This is a genomic window from Longimicrobium sp. (assembly GCF_036388275.1).
Classification (GTDB): Bacteria; Gemmatimonadota; Gemmatimonadetes; order Longimicrobiales; family Longimicrobiaceae; genus Longimicrobium.
In genome coordinates, this window is record NZ_DASVSF010000107.1 from 107,100 (window position 1) to 122,525 (window position 15,426).

A 15,426-nucleotide genomic window follows, 5' to 3' on the forward strand; every position below is an offset into this window, starting at 1 on the left:
CCACGAGAGCATCCGTGGCGACTCTCCTGCTCCAAGGCTTCTCCATGGCACTTTCCATCGACAACAACACCTCCATCGTTTCGGTCGCCGATCTAACCCAGCTGAAAGCGCAGTCCGTGCCGCCCGGCGCGGATTTGTGCTGGGTAGAAGGCATCGGGCTGTACCGCTACGACCCGAATGCCACCGGCGATCAGGAGCCGTTCGTGGTGATTCCGGGCAGCGGCAACCCCACCACAGACGGACGCTGGGTGCTGGATGATCCCGAAGACGACGCCCGCCTGTCTCGACAGCCAGCCACCGACACGGACCGCCTCCTGGCCTGGGCGGAGCGCGCCCGGGCACTGACCCGGGCGGTGGGCGACAAGGCTGCGCTCACGTACAACCACATCGCCAAGGGCAGCCTGAACCTTTCGGGGGTGGAAGTGATCGCGCCGGCAGGGCTGGAGATCGCGGCCGAGATCAGCGTCGCAGATAATCTGAACGTTCTGGCCAGGATCGGCGCGGTTTCAGACATGCCCTCCACGTTCTACGCGGTGGATGAGAACGTTCTGCCCGGGACCGACCGCCTGAAGAGCGCCGCATTGCTCACCGCGTACAACCTGAAGCCCGGCGACCTCATCGTGCTGCGGCGCACCGCAACACGGGGGGCCACGCAAATCGGTGAGATGAACGCGGTGAAAGGGATTCGCGACGGCATCATCTATTGCGAGCACCCGTGGCTTTACGACGGGATCTACAACGCCGCGGGCGCGCAGACGCAGGTAGGAGGCTATCCCGTGGGCGATGGGGCGGAGGTGGCGTTCATCACGCCTCGCCATGTTTCCTTCACCAGCCCGCTCACGCTCTCCTTCGCCCGGACGCCCTTCGAGTCCCAGGGAACGAAAGGCGTCCCCAAGATTCCGGTCGGCATGGACGTGTGGATGCCCGCCTGGAGCGAAATCAAGGCGCGGGCGGTAGGAGCCACCGGCGGCGGCGTGAGGGTATACGGCGGCTATGGAACGCAGGTGGAACTGTGGGGAGCCGCCTGCACCAGCAAAAACATGGACGACGGTACCATCGGGTTGGTGACGGGCGGGCGCAACGTACGGGTATACCTGCACGCTGGGGCGGGGCGGCACGTGGTGGGCTCCGGCGGCCATGACAAGCTTGGAATGGCGATCTGGCGCTTTGGCGGCGAAGCGCAGGGCGGGCGCAGCACCGCGGCGCTGGATACCCACGCCAACGTGATGGAGCTGCTGGTGGAGCCCGGGACCGTCTTCTCCGGCGGCGACGTGCAGGACCCCAACGCAGCCGACGGGCAGACGTTCCGCCCCGGCGGCGCTTCCATTGCCGCGTACCGATGGCGTGCGCCGCACGTCATCGGCCGGAGTTTGACCGCGGTAACCTCGCTACGCAATGGGGAATACGTCCATCTCATCGAGATTGGCGTAATAGACCTGGAGGATTGCGACCACGGTTACAGGCAGAACGAGGGGGCTGATGGTCCTGTGGTACGGCTGGCGCGCATCGGTTGCATCCGGGGGTCGCTACGCAGCACGTGGGTGCCCGCGCTTCAGAACCAGTCGCCGTCGTTAGGCCGGTGGTACGTCGGCCACGCGATCAGCCTACTGAAGGACACGATCTACCGGTTGGAGGTGGGTGACATCGACGTGACCGGCGGGGCGGCGCTCTACATTGGCAGTAAGCCGAAGCCGGCGGACGGGGATACGCCGGCGGTGCTAGGAGTGACGTTCCCGGCAGGAACGCGGCTGCGGCTGGGTCGCGTCCGCTGCCGCAGGCTGTACCGGGTTCCCGCCGCGGATCACAACACGGTTGCGTCTGACGGGAGCCGAAGCCAGGTGTCGGCTCTCCAGATGCTCTTTGCGATACGGAACATCAACACGAACGTCACGGGGCTGACTGCGGAGAGCTTTGCGGCGGAGGGGTACGACGCAGCGCTCATGGTGGGCACCCCGATGGACCATGTGGAGTTCGGCCGGGTGGAGTGGCGGAACAACTTCACCAACGGGTTCATCTCCGCCAACATCGGTACCCTGGTTCTGGGGAGCGGCGAAATCGCGCAACCCACTCAGACAGCCGCCACGTACGGCTATGTGGAGTGCGAGAACGACGCCACGATCGGCATGCTCTACCTGTCGTCGGAGCTGCGCTTTACCGGGGACCACCAGTTCATCTTCGGCCGGACAGGCAAGGTGGGCACCATCGTGGGCACGCCGGCGCGGCTGCCGGCCAGCTTCGCTGGCTTTGGCTACCGGACCCGCGCTATCGCCAACTTCGATCCCGCGATCCACACCGACGAAAACTCGGAGATCTGGGTTCGCACCGGTGCGCTCACCAGTCCCGGCGAGGTGTGGATCTGGCGGGCCCCGGCCACGCACCCGGACGCGAACGGCACGCTCGCGGGCTTTCCCAACGGCACGCGGGTCACGGACCGGACCACGGGCACCAGCTACGTCAAGTCGGGCGGAACGTGGACTGCGGTGTGATCGGGTGCATAAGGCGCAGATAGGCCGCCCGTTGCTCAGGTAAACGCGCTGCAAGGCGGAACGGATGCGGTCGATGAAAAAGGCCGGCGGAGTGCCGTAAAGGCTCTCCGCCGGTTCGTTGTTCGTCCTGCTGCAGAGCGTTTATGACAATGCGTGTCGATCAGTTATTGTTCTCAAGTTCCTTCACCAGCCGGTCGAGTTCGCGGACTCGTTCCCTCGCCAGGCGAGCGATGGCCTTCTCCCACCCCGCAGGAGGCGAGCGGTAGCTCGCACACCGTGTGACGTTCACGAGTTTCGAAGGTTCCCGGCGCGCAACTCGCGCGCGAAGTGGTTGAGATCCCCTCCGCGCTCGTGGGCGAGTTGAGCAAGGACTTCGGGCCAGTTGTCCGGCGGCGGAAATCCTCCGCCCTCACGTCTCCACCGGCTGATCGTCTCCCGACGCACGCCGAAGCGTTCAGCGACAGCGCCAAGGGAGAGCCCGATGTCAGTGAGTCGATCCGTAGCCGCTGCGAAAGTGAGCTTCGCCGCCATCTCCAGCCAAGTCAAAAAGTGTTGACATCAGCCCTCTTGACAAACCCTATTGACATGGCAGGGCAAAAGACAAGGGGATTGGCGTCAGACCCGCGAAGATCAGGACGCCAACCCCCTCCCACAGACGACCCGAAGGCCGCCCGCTCACATAGAGTAGCCCTGTCCGCGGCTTAGGGGCAAGAGCTTGGAGGTACGGCATGGAACAGCAGCACACACCCTCGCCCATGCGGCTCCTGGAGATCCTGACGGACCGGTTCGGCGCGCTGGAGGCGGTGGCCAACTCGTCGATCAAGCTGGCCCGCTACGCGCCCGGAGGACGAGCTGGCGATGGATCGGCTCGTCGCGGAAGCGGTGCTGGAGTTCGGCACCAGCCTGCGCGAGGCGGGCGACGGGGCGACGCAGTGGGCGCGGGACCGCGGAGTGGCACGCCTGCAGTAGCGAGCGGATCGGTCCCGCCACCCCGGGGTGACGGGGACCGATTCGTTCAGCGATCAGTGGCTGTTGGGCCGTTCGAAGCGCCAGATGCCACGCTTCATCCGGGCCCTCCACGCGGCCTCGGCCGCGGCGAGGCGGGCGGCATCCGCGGGCGCACGCAGGTCGCCGACCCATTCCGACGAGCGCTCACCGTTGATGACGACGTACTCGCTATCCACGACAGCATCGTCAAACCGCACCAGCTCCTTGAGGATGTCGTAACAAAGCGTACCCGCCCGCACCGGCTCTCCCTTCACCCCGTCCTTGACGACTCGCGCGGTGGTGGGACCTGCGTCATCCAGGCAGTCGACCAGCATCTCGATGCCTGCATCGCCGAACCTGTAGATGGACGCCTTGATCTGGCGATACAGGTCCGCCGAGTCGGCGTCGAAGACCCAGCCCCACATCCCCCGTTCCGCGTACGTTCCCTCCAGGAGCAGAAGATTGACCTTGAGCGCCACCAGTCGGTTCGCGTTTTCCGTTCGCCACTGGTGCTCCCGGGCAAGCCACGAATCATAGAACGCCAGGGCCGCCTGTCGGGTCAGCGGCGGCCCGGGCGGCTCCTGGTGGTTCGTCCCGATGCGCTCTGGTGCGGGGTACTCGTCGTAGATGACCGTGAGTTGACGCCGCCACCGGTGAAAACCCTGCCGCAGGGTGACGTGGAACACCTGCCCGAGAACCGGCCCGCGGGCGCGCTGATGGAGGAAGTAGCTCACGGAATCCGCTTCCTTCATGGCCTTCTCGGCCGCACGCGGATCCAGCGCCTTCGCCAGGTCAGCGTCGAAGGCGCCCTTCGGCCAGACCCCGATGGCTCCGCGACGAGCCAGGTCGGCCTTCGCGGCCCGGTCGAAGGCGCCGGCCTCATACACCCAGGCTGCACCCAGGCCACAGAGAACGAGGAGGGTCTGGATCGCGCCGCTGAGGGTGATGATGCGGCGGCGCGGAGGTACGTCGGTCATGGTGGTAGACCGCGGAGGATGGAGGGTGAGACGCGGGGCAGGGGATTCGCCGCGCGCCCAGGGGTGGGGTGCACCGGAAGACAAAATCTCCCGGCCGTTCTCGGCGACGAGCAAACTATGCCGCGAATTCCGAAAAGTCGACGATCTTCGCCGCGTGCGGTACGGCCCGTCGCTCTCCGAAGAGGTGGCCGCGAGGGGGGATGATGCGGCTGAACGGCTGACGCGTTCGACGAGGATGGGTGGCGCCCGCCCGCCAGGGGTTCGGACGTGGCCGGCGGGTCCGGGCGCAGTCGCCCGGACCCGCGGCCGTCAGCAGGTGCAGGTGCGCTGCTCGGTGTAGAAGCAGTTCATCACGTACGTCCCGAGATCGGCCTCCACGGCTTCCAGGCCGCGCACGGAGCCCACCCCGGCCTCGCCAGCGGACAGTCAATCAGGCCGTCACGCCATCTGCAGCCAGCGGATCAGCTCCTTCGGAGTTGCGAAGAGACAGCCCTGTCCGTACGCTGGAGTCTGACTTCCGTGGAGGGCAGAGACATGATCCCGCTTGACCGTGAATGGCACCCGGCCCCTGGAGCGTCGCCAACTGTGCTGGCCCGTCTCCAGGGCGCCTCGCCTGTCCGGCTGCCGCCCGCGTACCTAAATCTGCTGGCGTTCAGCAACGGGGGAGAAGGCCCCTTGCCCGTGCAGCCGTTCAACCTCTGCCTGTATTCCGCCGAAGAGGTAATCGAGATCGAGCACGAAGGCTCCTACAAGGACTTCTTTCCGGGGCTCCTGGTGATCGGCGGCAACGGAGGCGGAGAGGCGATCGCGCTCGACGTCCGCCGGGGTGAACCCTGGCCGGTGGTCTTCTTCGATATGACGAACATCGACCTCGAAGAGAGCATCCGACCCCTCGCGCCGGACTTCGACGCGTTTCTCGAAAGGGTCGGCGTTGAGGAGGACGAGTAGCGCCCAGCAGCGACAACGGGCGAACATGCAACGTAGATGTTGCATGTTGGATGGACGGCGGACGCCGTGCCGGCCGAGCTGCAGCACCTGCGATCCGGGAATCCGCTACCTCACCGAGGTGCACCTCCGCGAGCGGCGCCGCGACGGCAAATCCCGGCGACCCGCTCCACGCGTACAGCCACGCCTGAGCAACGAACCCCGGCAGGGCCGCGCCTGAGGCCGACTCGCCCACTCTGAACCTGCGCCGCACCCATGGACAAAATCTTCACGGGAACCCTGCTCGCCGGGCGATACGAAGTGATGGGACAGGCGGGCCGCGGGGCCGGCGGGTCCGCGTACCGCGCACTGGACCGGAGCGGCGGCGGCGAAGTGACCCTCAAGCTGCTGCCCCAGGCCGAGGGGGATGAGCGCGAGCGGCTGCTTTCCGCCGCACGCGCCGCCGCCGGGGTGCGGCACCCGAACCTGCCGGCGGTGCTGGACGTGGTCCACGACGCTGCCGCCGGCGTAGATGCCCTGGTGCTGCCGCCCATGAAGGGCGAAGACCTGGGCCGGTGCGTGCAACTGCGCGAGCTGCCCCTGGCCGATGGATTGGCGGTGCTCGCCGCGGCCGCGCGGGCCGTGGGCGCGGCGCACCGCGCGGGGTTGGTGCACGGCTGGGTGCGGCCCTCCGCGGTGTTTCTGCTGGAGGGCGCCGCGGGAAGTGAGGCCGTACGGGTGATGGACCTGGGCGTGGGCCCGCCTATGAGGCCGGAGTGGCGCACCGCGCCCCGGTTTTCCCGCCATGCGGGGGTGATGGAGTTCGCGGCGCCCGAGCAGTGGCGGGGCGAGGAGCCCACGCCCGCCACGGACGTCTTCAGCCTGGCGATGACGGGCGTGTTCGCGCTCACCCGCCAGGCGCCGTACGCGCCGGACGAGGTGAAGCGCATGGCCGGCGAGCAGGCCGACGTTCCCGCGGCGCTCCCCACCGGATGGCCAGCGCCCGTCGCCGCGCTGTTCCGCCGCGCGCTGCTGCCCGATCCCGGGCAGCGGTTTGGCGACGGTGACGAGTTCGGGGACGCAGTGGATGCCGTACGCGCGGCGGAGGCCTCGGACGAACCCGCCGCCGCGCGCGCGGAGCAGGTGCAGAGCCCCCCCGCCCACCGCGGAAGGGCGGTCCCCGCCGGCGCGTGGGCCATACTGCTGCTCGCCGCCGGGTGCGCCCTGTGGCTCTGGACCGCGAGCCGCTCATCCGCCCCTCGAACCCCCGATCCTGCCCCGCCCCCGGCTGCCGCCGTAGACGAGCGGGTAGACTCCGTGGACCCGCCCCTCTCCGCCGCATCTGCGGACCGCCCGGCGGACGCACGCGACCTCGCCGCACCGGGCGGTAAAGCCGATACCGCCGACGCCTCGCACACGTACGAGCTGTCCGAAGTGGTCGAGCCGCCCAGGGTACGCAACATGGTAGCCCTCCTACGCGAGCTGGAGCGAAGCTATCCGCCCGGGCTGCGCGACGCGGGGGTCACGGGCGTGGTGCTGGTGCGCTTCCGGATCATGGAGAGCGGGGCCGTGGACGCATCGAGCATGACGATCACGGAGGCGAGCCACCCCGCCTTCGTGGAGCCCACCATCCTCTCCATCCAGAAACTGCGGTTTGATCCCGCCCGGGTGAACGGACGCCCGGTAAAGGTGTGGGCCGAGCTGCCCGTCCAGTGGCAGCTGGCGCAGTAGCAGGGCGGCGCGTCCTGGTGCGAGGGTTCCAGCTCCGGCCGGTGCGAACGAATGAGGGCGCGCTTCCGCCACCGGAAGCGCGCCCTCGCCGCTCACCCGCCGTGGACGGGCATCAGGCCATGCGCAGCCAGCGGATCAGCTCGCCCATCGAGGGCTTCTTGCCCGTGCTCAGGATGCCGACGCGGTAGATCTTTCCCGCGATCCACACCACCCCCAGCATTCCCGCCACCAGCAGCGCGATGGCCGCGGCGATCTCCCACGCGGGGACGTCCGTCGCCACGGCGCGCATGGGCATCACCACGGGCGACGTGAAGGGAATCAGCGACAGCGTGCGCGCGGTGGTGCCCAGCGGGTCCGTCATCACGGGAACGATGAACACCATGGGGATGAACAGCGGCAGCATCAGCGGAAAGGTGAGCTGCTGCGCCTCCTGCTCGCTGGTGACGGACGCGCCGGCCGCCGCGTACATCGCCGCGTACAGGATGAACCCGAAGGTGAAGAACACCAGCAGGATGGCGATCACCGAGGGCTCCATCTTCACCGCCGAGAACGCGGCCGCGCTGATGCCGAACTTGCGCTCCAGGAATCCCGCCTGCGACGCCAGCAGCGCCCCGAACGCCGCCCAGATGCCGATCTGAAAGAGCACCACCGAGGCCAGCCCCAGCACCTTGCCCGCCATCAGGTGCATGGGCTTTACCGAGCTGACGATCACCTCTACGATGCGGTTGTTCTTTTCCTCCAGCACGCTGCGCATGGCGTTCTGGCCGTACAGCGTGATCAGCTGCACGAACAGGAACAGGATCACGTAGCTGGCGATCAGCGTGGCCATCAGGTTGCCGCGCTCCTGCCCGTCGCCGGTGATGCGGGCGGCCTGCACGTCCACGTCGCGCACCAGCTCGGCCACCTGCGCCGGGGTCATTCCGCTGCCGGCCAGCCGCACCTGCTGCACCGCCGCGGTCACGGCGCCCTCGATGTCCTGCACCACCTGCAGCTTGGTGACGTCGCGGGCGCGGTAGGCCACCTGGCTCGTCTTCAGCACGTCCGCCCCGATCACCACGTAGCCGTCGATCTCCTTCTTCTCCACGCGGCCGTTCAGCGAGGCGCGCTGCGCGTCGATGGGGCCGGGAACGCGCTCCACGGTGTAGCGGATGGCCTCCTTGCCGGGCTTGGGCGCCTGCAGGGCGGCGGCAACGCGCTCGCCGATCCCCGCGGGCGACTGGTCCACCAGCACCAGCGTGCGCTCGCCTCCGCCGCTCTTGATCAGCGCGGGAAGAAAGACCATCGCCACCATGAACACGGGGAACAGCACGGTTCCCAGCAGGAACGACCGGGTCCGCACGCGCTCCTTGAACTCGCGGCGGATGATGATCATCACGTTACGCATGGGCCACCTCGGGGCTGCGGCGCGGACGGGCGGCGTCGCCCACCTTGCTGACGAAGATTTCGTGCAGTGACGGCTGTACGTGCTCGAAGCGCGACAGCGGCACGTCGAGTCCGTTGGCGGCCGCCACCAGCTCGCGGGGATTGGTAGACGGGCGCAGCTGGGCCACCCAGCCGTCGCGCGCGCGCTCCACGTTCTCGAATCCCGGCCAGGTGGACATGAAGCGGTCGGCCGTTTCCGACGGCTCGTCGAACGCCACGGCGTAGCGGTTTCCGCGATGGGCGCGGCGCACGTCGCGAAGGTTGCCGTCCAGCACCTTTTCGCCCCCGGCGATGATGCAGACGTGCTCGCACATCTGCTCGGCCTGCTCCATGTTGTGCGTGCTGAAGATCACCGTGCGCCCCTCGTCGCGCGCCTGCAGAATGGTGTCGCGCAGCACCTCCTGGTTCACCGGGTCCAGCCCGGAGTGCGGCTCGTCCAGGATCAGCAGGTCGGGCGCATGCACCACGGTGGTGACGAACTGCACCTTCTGCTGCATCCCCTTCGACAGCGTCTCGACCTTGGCGTTGCGCCAGTCGCCCAGCCCCAACCGCTCCAGCCACCGCGCACCCTCGGACCGCGCCTGGGCCGCCGGAACGCCCTTGAGCTCGGCGAAAAAGGTGATGACGTCGATCACCGTCATCTTGCGGTACAGGCCGCGCTCTTCGGGGAGGTAGCCCACGCGGCGCAGCACGCTGCGGTCCACCTGGGGATCGGCGCCCAGGAGCGAGATGCGGCCGGTATCTCGGATGATGATGTTCATCACCATCCGCAGCGTGGTGGACTTGCCGGCCCCGTTGGGGCCCAGGATGCCGTAGATGGTGCCCTGGGGCACCGCCAGGCTCAGGCTCTTGACCGCGGCATGGCCGGCGTAGCTCTTGGAAACGCCGTCCAGGAGGAGTGCGTGTGACATTCGGGCCGGAGAAAGGGAGGATCGAGCCGTCCGGGGAGGAACGGCGTGGTCGCGCGCGCCACTCTACGCGGTGGGCGTACGGAAGTTTCACGACGGGACGTAACCGGCGGTAGTGGAACGGTAACCGCCCGCCGCCGGCCCGACAAGACGTCCGGTGCACACCGCGTTGCCCCGCCGGAGTGGTCACCATACGTTTCCCGGTCCCAGCGGTCTCCCCGTTACACGTATCCCGATGAGCATCCAAGCCGTGCACCAGGCGCTCCGGCGCGTGCTGCCCGCTCTCCTCGTCCCGGCGCTCGCGGGCGCCCAACCCGGCCCTGAGTATCCCCGGTGGACGGGACAGTTTGCCGTGCTCTCGGCCAATGCCCTGTTCGGCGGGGTGTCGGCGGGGCTGGTACAGACGGCGCGTGGCGGCTCGTTCCGCGACGGGTTCACCCGCGGAGCCGCGGGCGGCGTGGGCGTGTACGCGGGAAAGCGCATCGCCGCGGCCCAGTGGAGCGGGGCGGGGCTCGTGGGCCGCCAGGTGGCGTCCGTCGGCTCGTCGGTGGTCTGGAACGCCGGGGCGGGACGCCCGTCGTTCGAGCAGGTGGCCCTTCCGCTGGGCCCGGTCCGCTTCTACCTGCGCACCTCGGGTGAGGGACCCCGCCTGCAGGCCCGGGTAGATGCACTCGCGGTGGCGGCCACGGCGTACGCCGCCAGCCGCCCGGAACTGCAATGGGACGCGGCCAACAGCCTCTCCGCGGGGGTGATGGTGTTCCGTGCCCCGGAGCACCGGCTGCGCGTGGCGGGGCACGACGTGGGAGGGGTGACGTATCCCGGCACGGTGGTGCTGGACACGAGCGACGGGGCCGACCCGGTCCGGTCCCGCGGCACGTTTACGCACGAACGGGTTCACGTGGCGCAGATCGACCAGGTGTTCCTGGCCCTCGGACGGCCGGTGCAGGAGGCCCTGTCGAGCCGTGTGCCGGCCGTGCGCCGGGTGAGCCGCTGGGTAGACGTGGACCTCGGCAGCCTGGGCGTGGTGGGAACCGCCGCGCTGCTGGGATCGCCCGTGCCGACCCATCCGTGGGAGCTGGAAGCCCGTTACCTGACGGGCAACTGATGCCGCGCCGGTGGGCGGCGGCGCTGGCCCTGGTGCTGGCGTCCGGGTGCATGGACTTCGAGCGGGTGTCCGGGCCGGACGCCCAGAAGCCGGACGTGGTCGTGCTCCTGCAGAGCATGAACCCGGGCCCGGGGACCGCTCGCGACACGCTGTCGGTGGGCGGCGCCGTTTACAACGCCAGGGGGGTGTCGTTTACCGACGAGTCGCTGCGCATCGGTGGCTGGGCCATCGCGCCGGTCATCTACCCCGGCGACCGGTGGGGCTATGCCGACACGCTGCTGTTTTCGCCGGGAACCCTGGCGCAGCCCGTACGGGTGACGCTCCCCAGTCTGGCCGGCGAGCCCCTGGTGCTGCAGGAGTTCCAGTTTCTGAGCGCGGCGCGCCGTGGCCCGGATACGCTGACGGTGCGCGCGGGCCAGGATCTCGTTCTGCCCGTGGAACCGGGGGCGCTGACGTCCGGTGCCGTCCAACCGAGTGTCGAGCAATGGGCCGTGTACGTGCAGCGTGGACACGGGCACTTTACCATGAGTGCCACGTCTCCGCTTCCGCGCAGCGTCGTGATCCCCGCTGCGCTGATTCCCGCGGACACGGCTTCGTCGATGGTGGTGGCGCTGCGCTCCAGCAGGTTGTTGCAGGCCTCCGGCAATGGGACCGTCCACGTGGATGCCGAGGCAAGCCTCCTGTGGCGGGTGCGAATCGCCCCCTGAAGCACGTTTCCCCCGGGCCGCGGCGAATCCGCCGTTGAGCCCGGGCGGGCGGCCGGGTACATTCAACCGCTCGCGATGCAGGACCGACCAGGAACCCGCCGGGGAGACCATGCCGGAGACGCCGCTCAAGGAACAGCTCCGTACCGACCTCAACCAGGCGCGCCGCGACCGCGACAAGCTGCGCACCACGGTGCTGTCCACCTTCCTCTCCGAGATTCGCAACAAGGAGATCGACCTGGGCCGGGAGGCGGCGGACGACGACGTGCGCGGCCTGCTGACCACCGCCATCAAGCGCCGCCGCGAAGCCGCCGAGCAGTTCCGCGCCGGCAGCCGCGCCGAGCTGGCGGAAAAGGAAGATCAGGAAGCCGCGCAGCTGCAGGCGTACCTGCCCCCCGCGCTGGGCGACGACGAGGTGCGCGCGATGATCCGCGAGGCGATGGACGCCGGCGCCACGGATCTGGGCGGCATCATGAAGGCCGTCAGCCCGCGGGTGAAGGGGCGGTTCGAAGGCAAGGAGCTCAACCGCTTGGCCCGCGAGGCGCTGGCCTGAAGACAGCAGTTCCACGCAGAGGACGCAGAGAAAACGGAGAGGACGCAGAGAAACGACGTCGTTCCTCTGCGTCCTCTCTTTCACCCTCCGCGTCCTCTGCGTGAAGCGTTTCTCTTGGGAAGTGGGGGCAGCGGAGGAGGTGACACGCAGCTCTTGCGCGTCACTCTGTCCACTTGTAAGCTTCGTTCGCGCCCTCGCATCCATTCACCCCCTCGTCTGGCACGGCCATGCCGTCCCGCGCACTGCAGGTATGGCACGCCGACAGCCGGCGAGCGCTGGACGAGATCGAATCCGCTCACCGCGCGGTGGGCGGCGCGGGCCGGGGGCGGCGCACGGCGACGCAGCAGATCAACCAGGCCTACGCCGTCCTGCTCGCGTCGCAGTTCCAGCGCTTCTGCCGCGACCTGCACACCGAGTGCGTCGAGCACCTGATCGGATGCGCAGTTGCAGCGACGTTCGGCTTCATCATGCGGAGCCGGTTTCTCGAGGGGAGAAAGCTCGACGCTGGCAACCCCAATCCGGGTAACATCGGGTCTGACTACGGCCGGCTCGGCATGCCGTTCTGGGATGCAGTCGCGGCGCTGGACGCCCGGAACAAGGAACGGCAGCGCACGCTTTCGGAGTTGAACCTGTGGCGCAATGCAATTGCACACCAGGATTTCACGCGCAGTGAACTCCACGGTCGAAACCGGGTGCGTCTGGCCCAGGTGCGAGCCTGGAGAGCTGCTTGCAATCGCTTGGCAGTGGACTTCGACCGGGCGGTGCACGCACATTTGACGGACCTGACCGGTAAGCCCCCATGGCAGGAGGAAGAATGGGAAGGAAGAAGACGAAGCCGCTGACGCTGCCGGTGGGCACCCGCGTGCTCGTGCACTGGCCGACGACGACGACGGAAGCCGAGGTGATCGAGGACCGCGGCTACCTGGGCATCGGCGGGCGGCAAATCGTAAGGATCCGCGCTACGCAGGAAACCGATCTGCCCAAGGATTTCGAAGTGCCCGCTGAGGAACTTGAAGTCATTTCGCTGCCGGAACCCAAGGTGCGGCGCCGGGCAGCAAGTTAACGAGAGAGGCCGTCCGAGGCGCTGGCCTGAAGACAGCAGTTTCACGCAGAGGACGCAGAGAAAACAGAGAGGACGCAGGGAAACGAAAGTCGTTCCTCTGCGTCCTCTCTTTCAACCCCTGCGTCCTCTGCGTGAAACGTTCTGTTGTAGGGGGACGAGCGCCTCAGCCCAGGAGGTCGTCGACGGTGTCGAGGACGGAGCCGCGCGCCATGTTGGCCGACTCGTAGGCATGGATGCGCAGCAGGGTGGCGCGGTCCAGGTCGGCCTCGCTCAGCCAGTCGACCAGCGTGTCGCGGTCCATCCCGTCGTAGCCCAGCACCGGCTCCTCCATTTCCAGCGACGTCGGCAGGCGATCGTCGTCGTCACCGCCGGAGGTGGCGGGGCGCAGCCAGCGCTGCGTACGCGAGTCGCGGAACGCGGCCACCACCACGCCCACCGCCGCCAGGCCCAGCAGAATTCTCAGCAGTCTCATCGCCGTCACGGGTAAGGGTTCGCGGCGCCGTTGAGCAAAAGCCCGGCCAGGCAAGCGGCCTAGTTGGGCTGTTCCTCGGCCGGGCGCACGCGGATGCGCTGGGCCAGCGAGTGCGAGATCACCGCCCGCTCGCCGTTCACGGAAAGCGACACGGGCCCCTCGAACGGCGACTTTTCCACCACCTGCACCTGCGCGCCGGGCTTCAGGTTCAGCGAGCCCAGGTAGCGCAGCTGCTCGGGCTCCTGCACCTGCACCTCCAGCACGCGGCGCGTGTCGCCCGGGGCCAGGTCGCCCAGCGCGGCGTAGGGGTTCAGGTCCACCTCGCCGGTGGCGCTGGGGATGGCCGCCCCGTGGGGGTCGCGCTCGGGCTCGCCCAGCAGGCGCGCCAGGCGCTCGATCAGTTCGTCGCTGGCCGCGTGCTCCAGCCGCTCGGCCTCGTCGTGCACGCGGTCCCACTCGTATCCCAGCTTTTCCACCAGGAACAGCTCCAGCACGCGGTGGCGGCGGATGATCCGGAGCGCCGCCATCTCGCCGGCGGCCGTCAGCCGCACCCCGTAGTACGGCTCGTGGCGAAGCAGCTGGTGCTCGGCCAGGCGCTTGATCATGGCCGTCACCGCGGCCGGGGTCAGCCCCAGCCGCTCGGCGATGCGCGAGGTGGCGACGGGCGACTCCGTCTGCTGGAGCATCCACACGGCCTTGAGGTAGTCCTCGACGACCGGCGTGTAGGTGGGTTCGCTGTGCATGTCCCGTAGGTTAGGGCGGCGCGCGCCGGTGTCAAGAACGTCGACCGCCGCGTCGTGCATCTCCGGGCGCACAGCCCCGCCGCGCCAATCCCTTGCGCCGCGCTGGCGCGGACAGCAACATTGGCATGCCCCTCCCGCGCCGCCCCCCTCCGCCGCGCCCGCATGCCCGCCCCTCCGGACCTCCCGCACGACCCCCTTTCCGGCGCCCCGCCCGACCCCGCCGCCGGCCTGGCCGGCGCCGACGACCTGTTCCGCGTGATGGTGGAGCAGTCGCTCGTGGGCCTGTACGTGATCCAGGACGGACTTCTCCGCTACGGAAACCCGCGGCTCTCGGCCATCTTCGGCTTTCCCCCCGGCTGGCTGGACACCCCGCGCCCGTTCCTGGACCTGGTGGCCGAGGAAGACCGCGAGCTGGTGGCCGAGAACATCCGGCGCCGCCTGGGCGGCGAGGTCGAGGCCATGCACTACCGCTTCCGCGGCCGGCGCCACGACGGCTCGCTCCTGTACCTGGAGGTGCATGGCAGGCGTACGGAGCTGGATGGCCGCCCCGCGGTGCTGGGCGTGGGCATCGACATCACCCGCCGCGTGCACGCCGAGCGCGAGCGCGAGCAGGCCATCACCGCGCGCGACCGCTTCTACGCCATGATCAGCCACGAGCTGCGCACGCCGGTCAGCGCGGTGATGCTGTACAACGACCTTCTCCTGTCCGGCGTCTACGATCCCCTGAGCGACGGCCAGCGCGAGGCGGTGGACCGCTCGCAGCACGCCGCCCGCCACCTTCTGGACCTGATCAACGACCTGCTGGACCTGGCCAAGCTCGAGGCAGGCAAGCTGGAAACGCGTGTGGAGGACGTCGAGGCCGCCGAGGTGGTGGAGGGCGCCATCTCCGTCGTCCGGCCGCTGGCCCTGGAGCACGGGTGCGAGCTGTCGGTGTCGTTCGACGAGCGGCCCCTGCCGGTGACCGGCGATGCGCGCCGGGTAAGGCAGATCCTGCTGAACCTGCTTTCCAACGCCGTCAAGTTCGGCCACGGCCACCCGGTGATGGTGCGCGGGGGACGCTGCGAGGGTGGCGTCTTCGTCGAGGTGACGGACCAGGGTGACGGCATTCCCCCCGCCGACCTGGAGCGCATCTTCGACGACTTCGTGCAGCTGGGCGATCCCGGCGTGGGCACGGGGCTGGGGCTGCCCCTCGCCCGACGGCTGGCAGAGATGCAGGGCGGCTCGCTGCGGGTGGCCTCCACCGCGGGGCGGGGAAGCACCTTTCGCCTGGAGCTTCCCGCCGCCGTCCCGCCGATGGCCGCATCGACCGGCTTTTCCGCTTCGCCATCTTCGGCTATTCTTCGGTAGGCTC

General features: G+C 68.8%; 14 protein-coding genes. 9 read left to right on the forward strand and 5 right to left on the reverse strand.

The window, feature by feature from the left end; translation table 11 throughout:
• The first annotated feature begins 14 nt into the window (after window positions 1–14).
• The gene (locus VF632_RS23920; protein WP_331025458.1) at window positions 15–2,486 is read left to right on the forward strand and encodes a hypothetical protein; all 2,472 of its coding nucleotides are present in this window, start codon (window positions 15–17) and stop codon (window positions 2,484–2,486) included.
• 1,022 nt (window positions 2,487–3,508) lie between these two features.
• Here the strand turns inward: VF632_RS23920 and VF632_RS23925 are convergent.
• Window positions 3,509–4,564 carry a hypothetical protein gene (locus VF632_RS23925; RefSeq protein WP_331025459.1) on the reverse strand — a complete coding sequence of 352 codons (1,056 nt, stop codon included), beginning with the start codon at window positions 4,562–4,564 and terminating at the stop codon, window positions 3,509–3,511.
• Window positions 4,565–4,984: 420 nt separating this feature from the next.
• Here VF632_RS23925 and VF632_RS23930 point away from each other — a divergent pair, with 420 nt between their 5' ends.
• Both VF632_RS23930 and VF632_RS23935 read left to right on the forward strand, forming a co-directional pair.
• Complete coding sequence (locus tag VF632_RS23930) at window positions 4,985–5,398, forward strand: SMI1/KNR4 family protein (RefSeq protein WP_331025460.1); 414 nt, start codon at window positions 4,985–4,987, stop codon at window positions 5,396–5,398.
• 252 nt (window positions 5,399–5,650) lie between these two features.
• Window positions 5,651–7,105 (forward strand): serine/threonine protein kinase, encoded by a 1,455-nt coding sequence (locus VF632_RS23935; RefSeq protein ID WP_331025461.1) that lies wholly within the window; start codon window positions 5,651–5,653, stop codon window positions 7,103–7,105.
• Between the two features lie 112 nt (window positions 7,106–7,217).
• Here VF632_RS23935 and VF632_RS23940 read toward each other — a convergent pair whose 3' ends face one another.
• Together VF632_RS23940 and VF632_RS23945 are read right to left on the reverse strand one after the other, a co-directional pair.
• The gene (locus tag VF632_RS23940; RefSeq protein WP_331025462.1) at window positions 7,218–8,489 is read right to left on the reverse strand and encodes an ABC transporter permease; all 1,272 of its coding nucleotides are present in this window, start codon (window positions 8,487–8,489) and stop codon (window positions 7,218–7,220) included.
• Complete coding sequence (locus tag VF632_RS23945) at window positions 8,482–9,438, reverse strand: ABC transporter ATP-binding protein (RefSeq protein WP_331025463.1); 957 nt, start codon at window positions 9,436–9,438, stop codon at window positions 8,482–8,484. The genes VF632_RS23940 and VF632_RS23945 overlap by 8 nt, the downstream gene beginning before the upstream one ends.
• 232 nt (window positions 9,439–9,670) lie before the next feature.
• Here VF632_RS23945 and VF632_RS23950 point away from each other — a divergent pair, with 232 nt between their 5' ends.
• From VF632_RS23950 to VF632_RS23970, 5 genes are all read left to right on the forward strand, one after another.
• Entirely contained in the window at window positions 9,671–10,540 is an 870-nt protein-coding gene (locus tag VF632_RS23950) for a hypothetical protein (RefSeq protein WP_331025464.1), read from the forward strand.
• Window positions 10,540–11,247 (forward strand): hypothetical protein, encoded by a 708-nt coding sequence (locus tag VF632_RS23955; protein WP_331025465.1) that lies wholly within the window; start codon window positions 10,540–10,542, stop codon window positions 11,245–11,247. Before VF632_RS23950 ends, VF632_RS23955 begins: the two co-directional genes overlap by 1 nt.
• Window positions 11,248–11,356: 109 nt before the next feature.
• Window positions 11,357–11,797 carry a GatB/YqeY domain-containing protein gene (locus tag VF632_RS23960; RefSeq protein WP_331025466.1) on the forward strand — a complete coding sequence of 147 codons (441 nt, stop codon included), beginning with the start codon at window positions 11,357–11,359 and terminating at the stop codon, window positions 11,795–11,797.
• Between the two features lie 227 nt (window positions 11,798–12,024).
• Window positions 12,025–12,639 (forward strand): hypothetical protein, encoded by a 615-nt coding sequence (locus VF632_RS23965; RefSeq protein WP_331025467.1) that lies wholly within the window; start codon window positions 12,025–12,027, stop codon window positions 12,637–12,639.
• Window positions 12,612–12,860, forward strand: coding sequence for a hypothetical protein (locus VF632_RS23970; protein ID WP_331025468.1), 249 nt, complete (start codon window positions 12,612–12,614; stop codon window positions 12,858–12,860). The genes VF632_RS23965 and VF632_RS23970 overlap by 28 nt, the downstream gene beginning before the upstream one ends.
• 163 nt (window positions 12,861–13,023) lie before the next feature.
• Here VF632_RS23970 and VF632_RS23975 read toward each other — a convergent pair whose 3' ends face one another.
• Window positions 13,024–13,332, reverse strand: a complete 309-nt coding sequence (locus VF632_RS23975) for a hypothetical protein (protein WP_331025469.1) — start codon at window positions 13,330–13,332, stop codon at window positions 13,024–13,026.
• A gap of 59 nt (window positions 13,333–13,391) precedes the next feature.
• Entirely contained in the window at window positions 13,392–14,075 is a 684-nt protein-coding gene (locus VF632_RS23980; protein ID WP_331025470.1) for a metal-dependent transcriptional regulator, read from the reverse strand.
• Between the two features lie 162 nt (window positions 14,076–14,237).
• Between VF632_RS23980 and VF632_RS23985 the strand changes: the two genes are divergently transcribed.
• Window positions 14,238–15,422 (forward strand): PAS domain-containing sensor histidine kinase, encoded by a 1,185-nt coding sequence (locus VF632_RS23985; protein ID WP_331025471.1) that lies wholly within the window; start codon window positions 14,238–14,240, stop codon window positions 15,420–15,422.
• Window positions 15,423–15,426 lie beyond the last annotated feature (4 nt).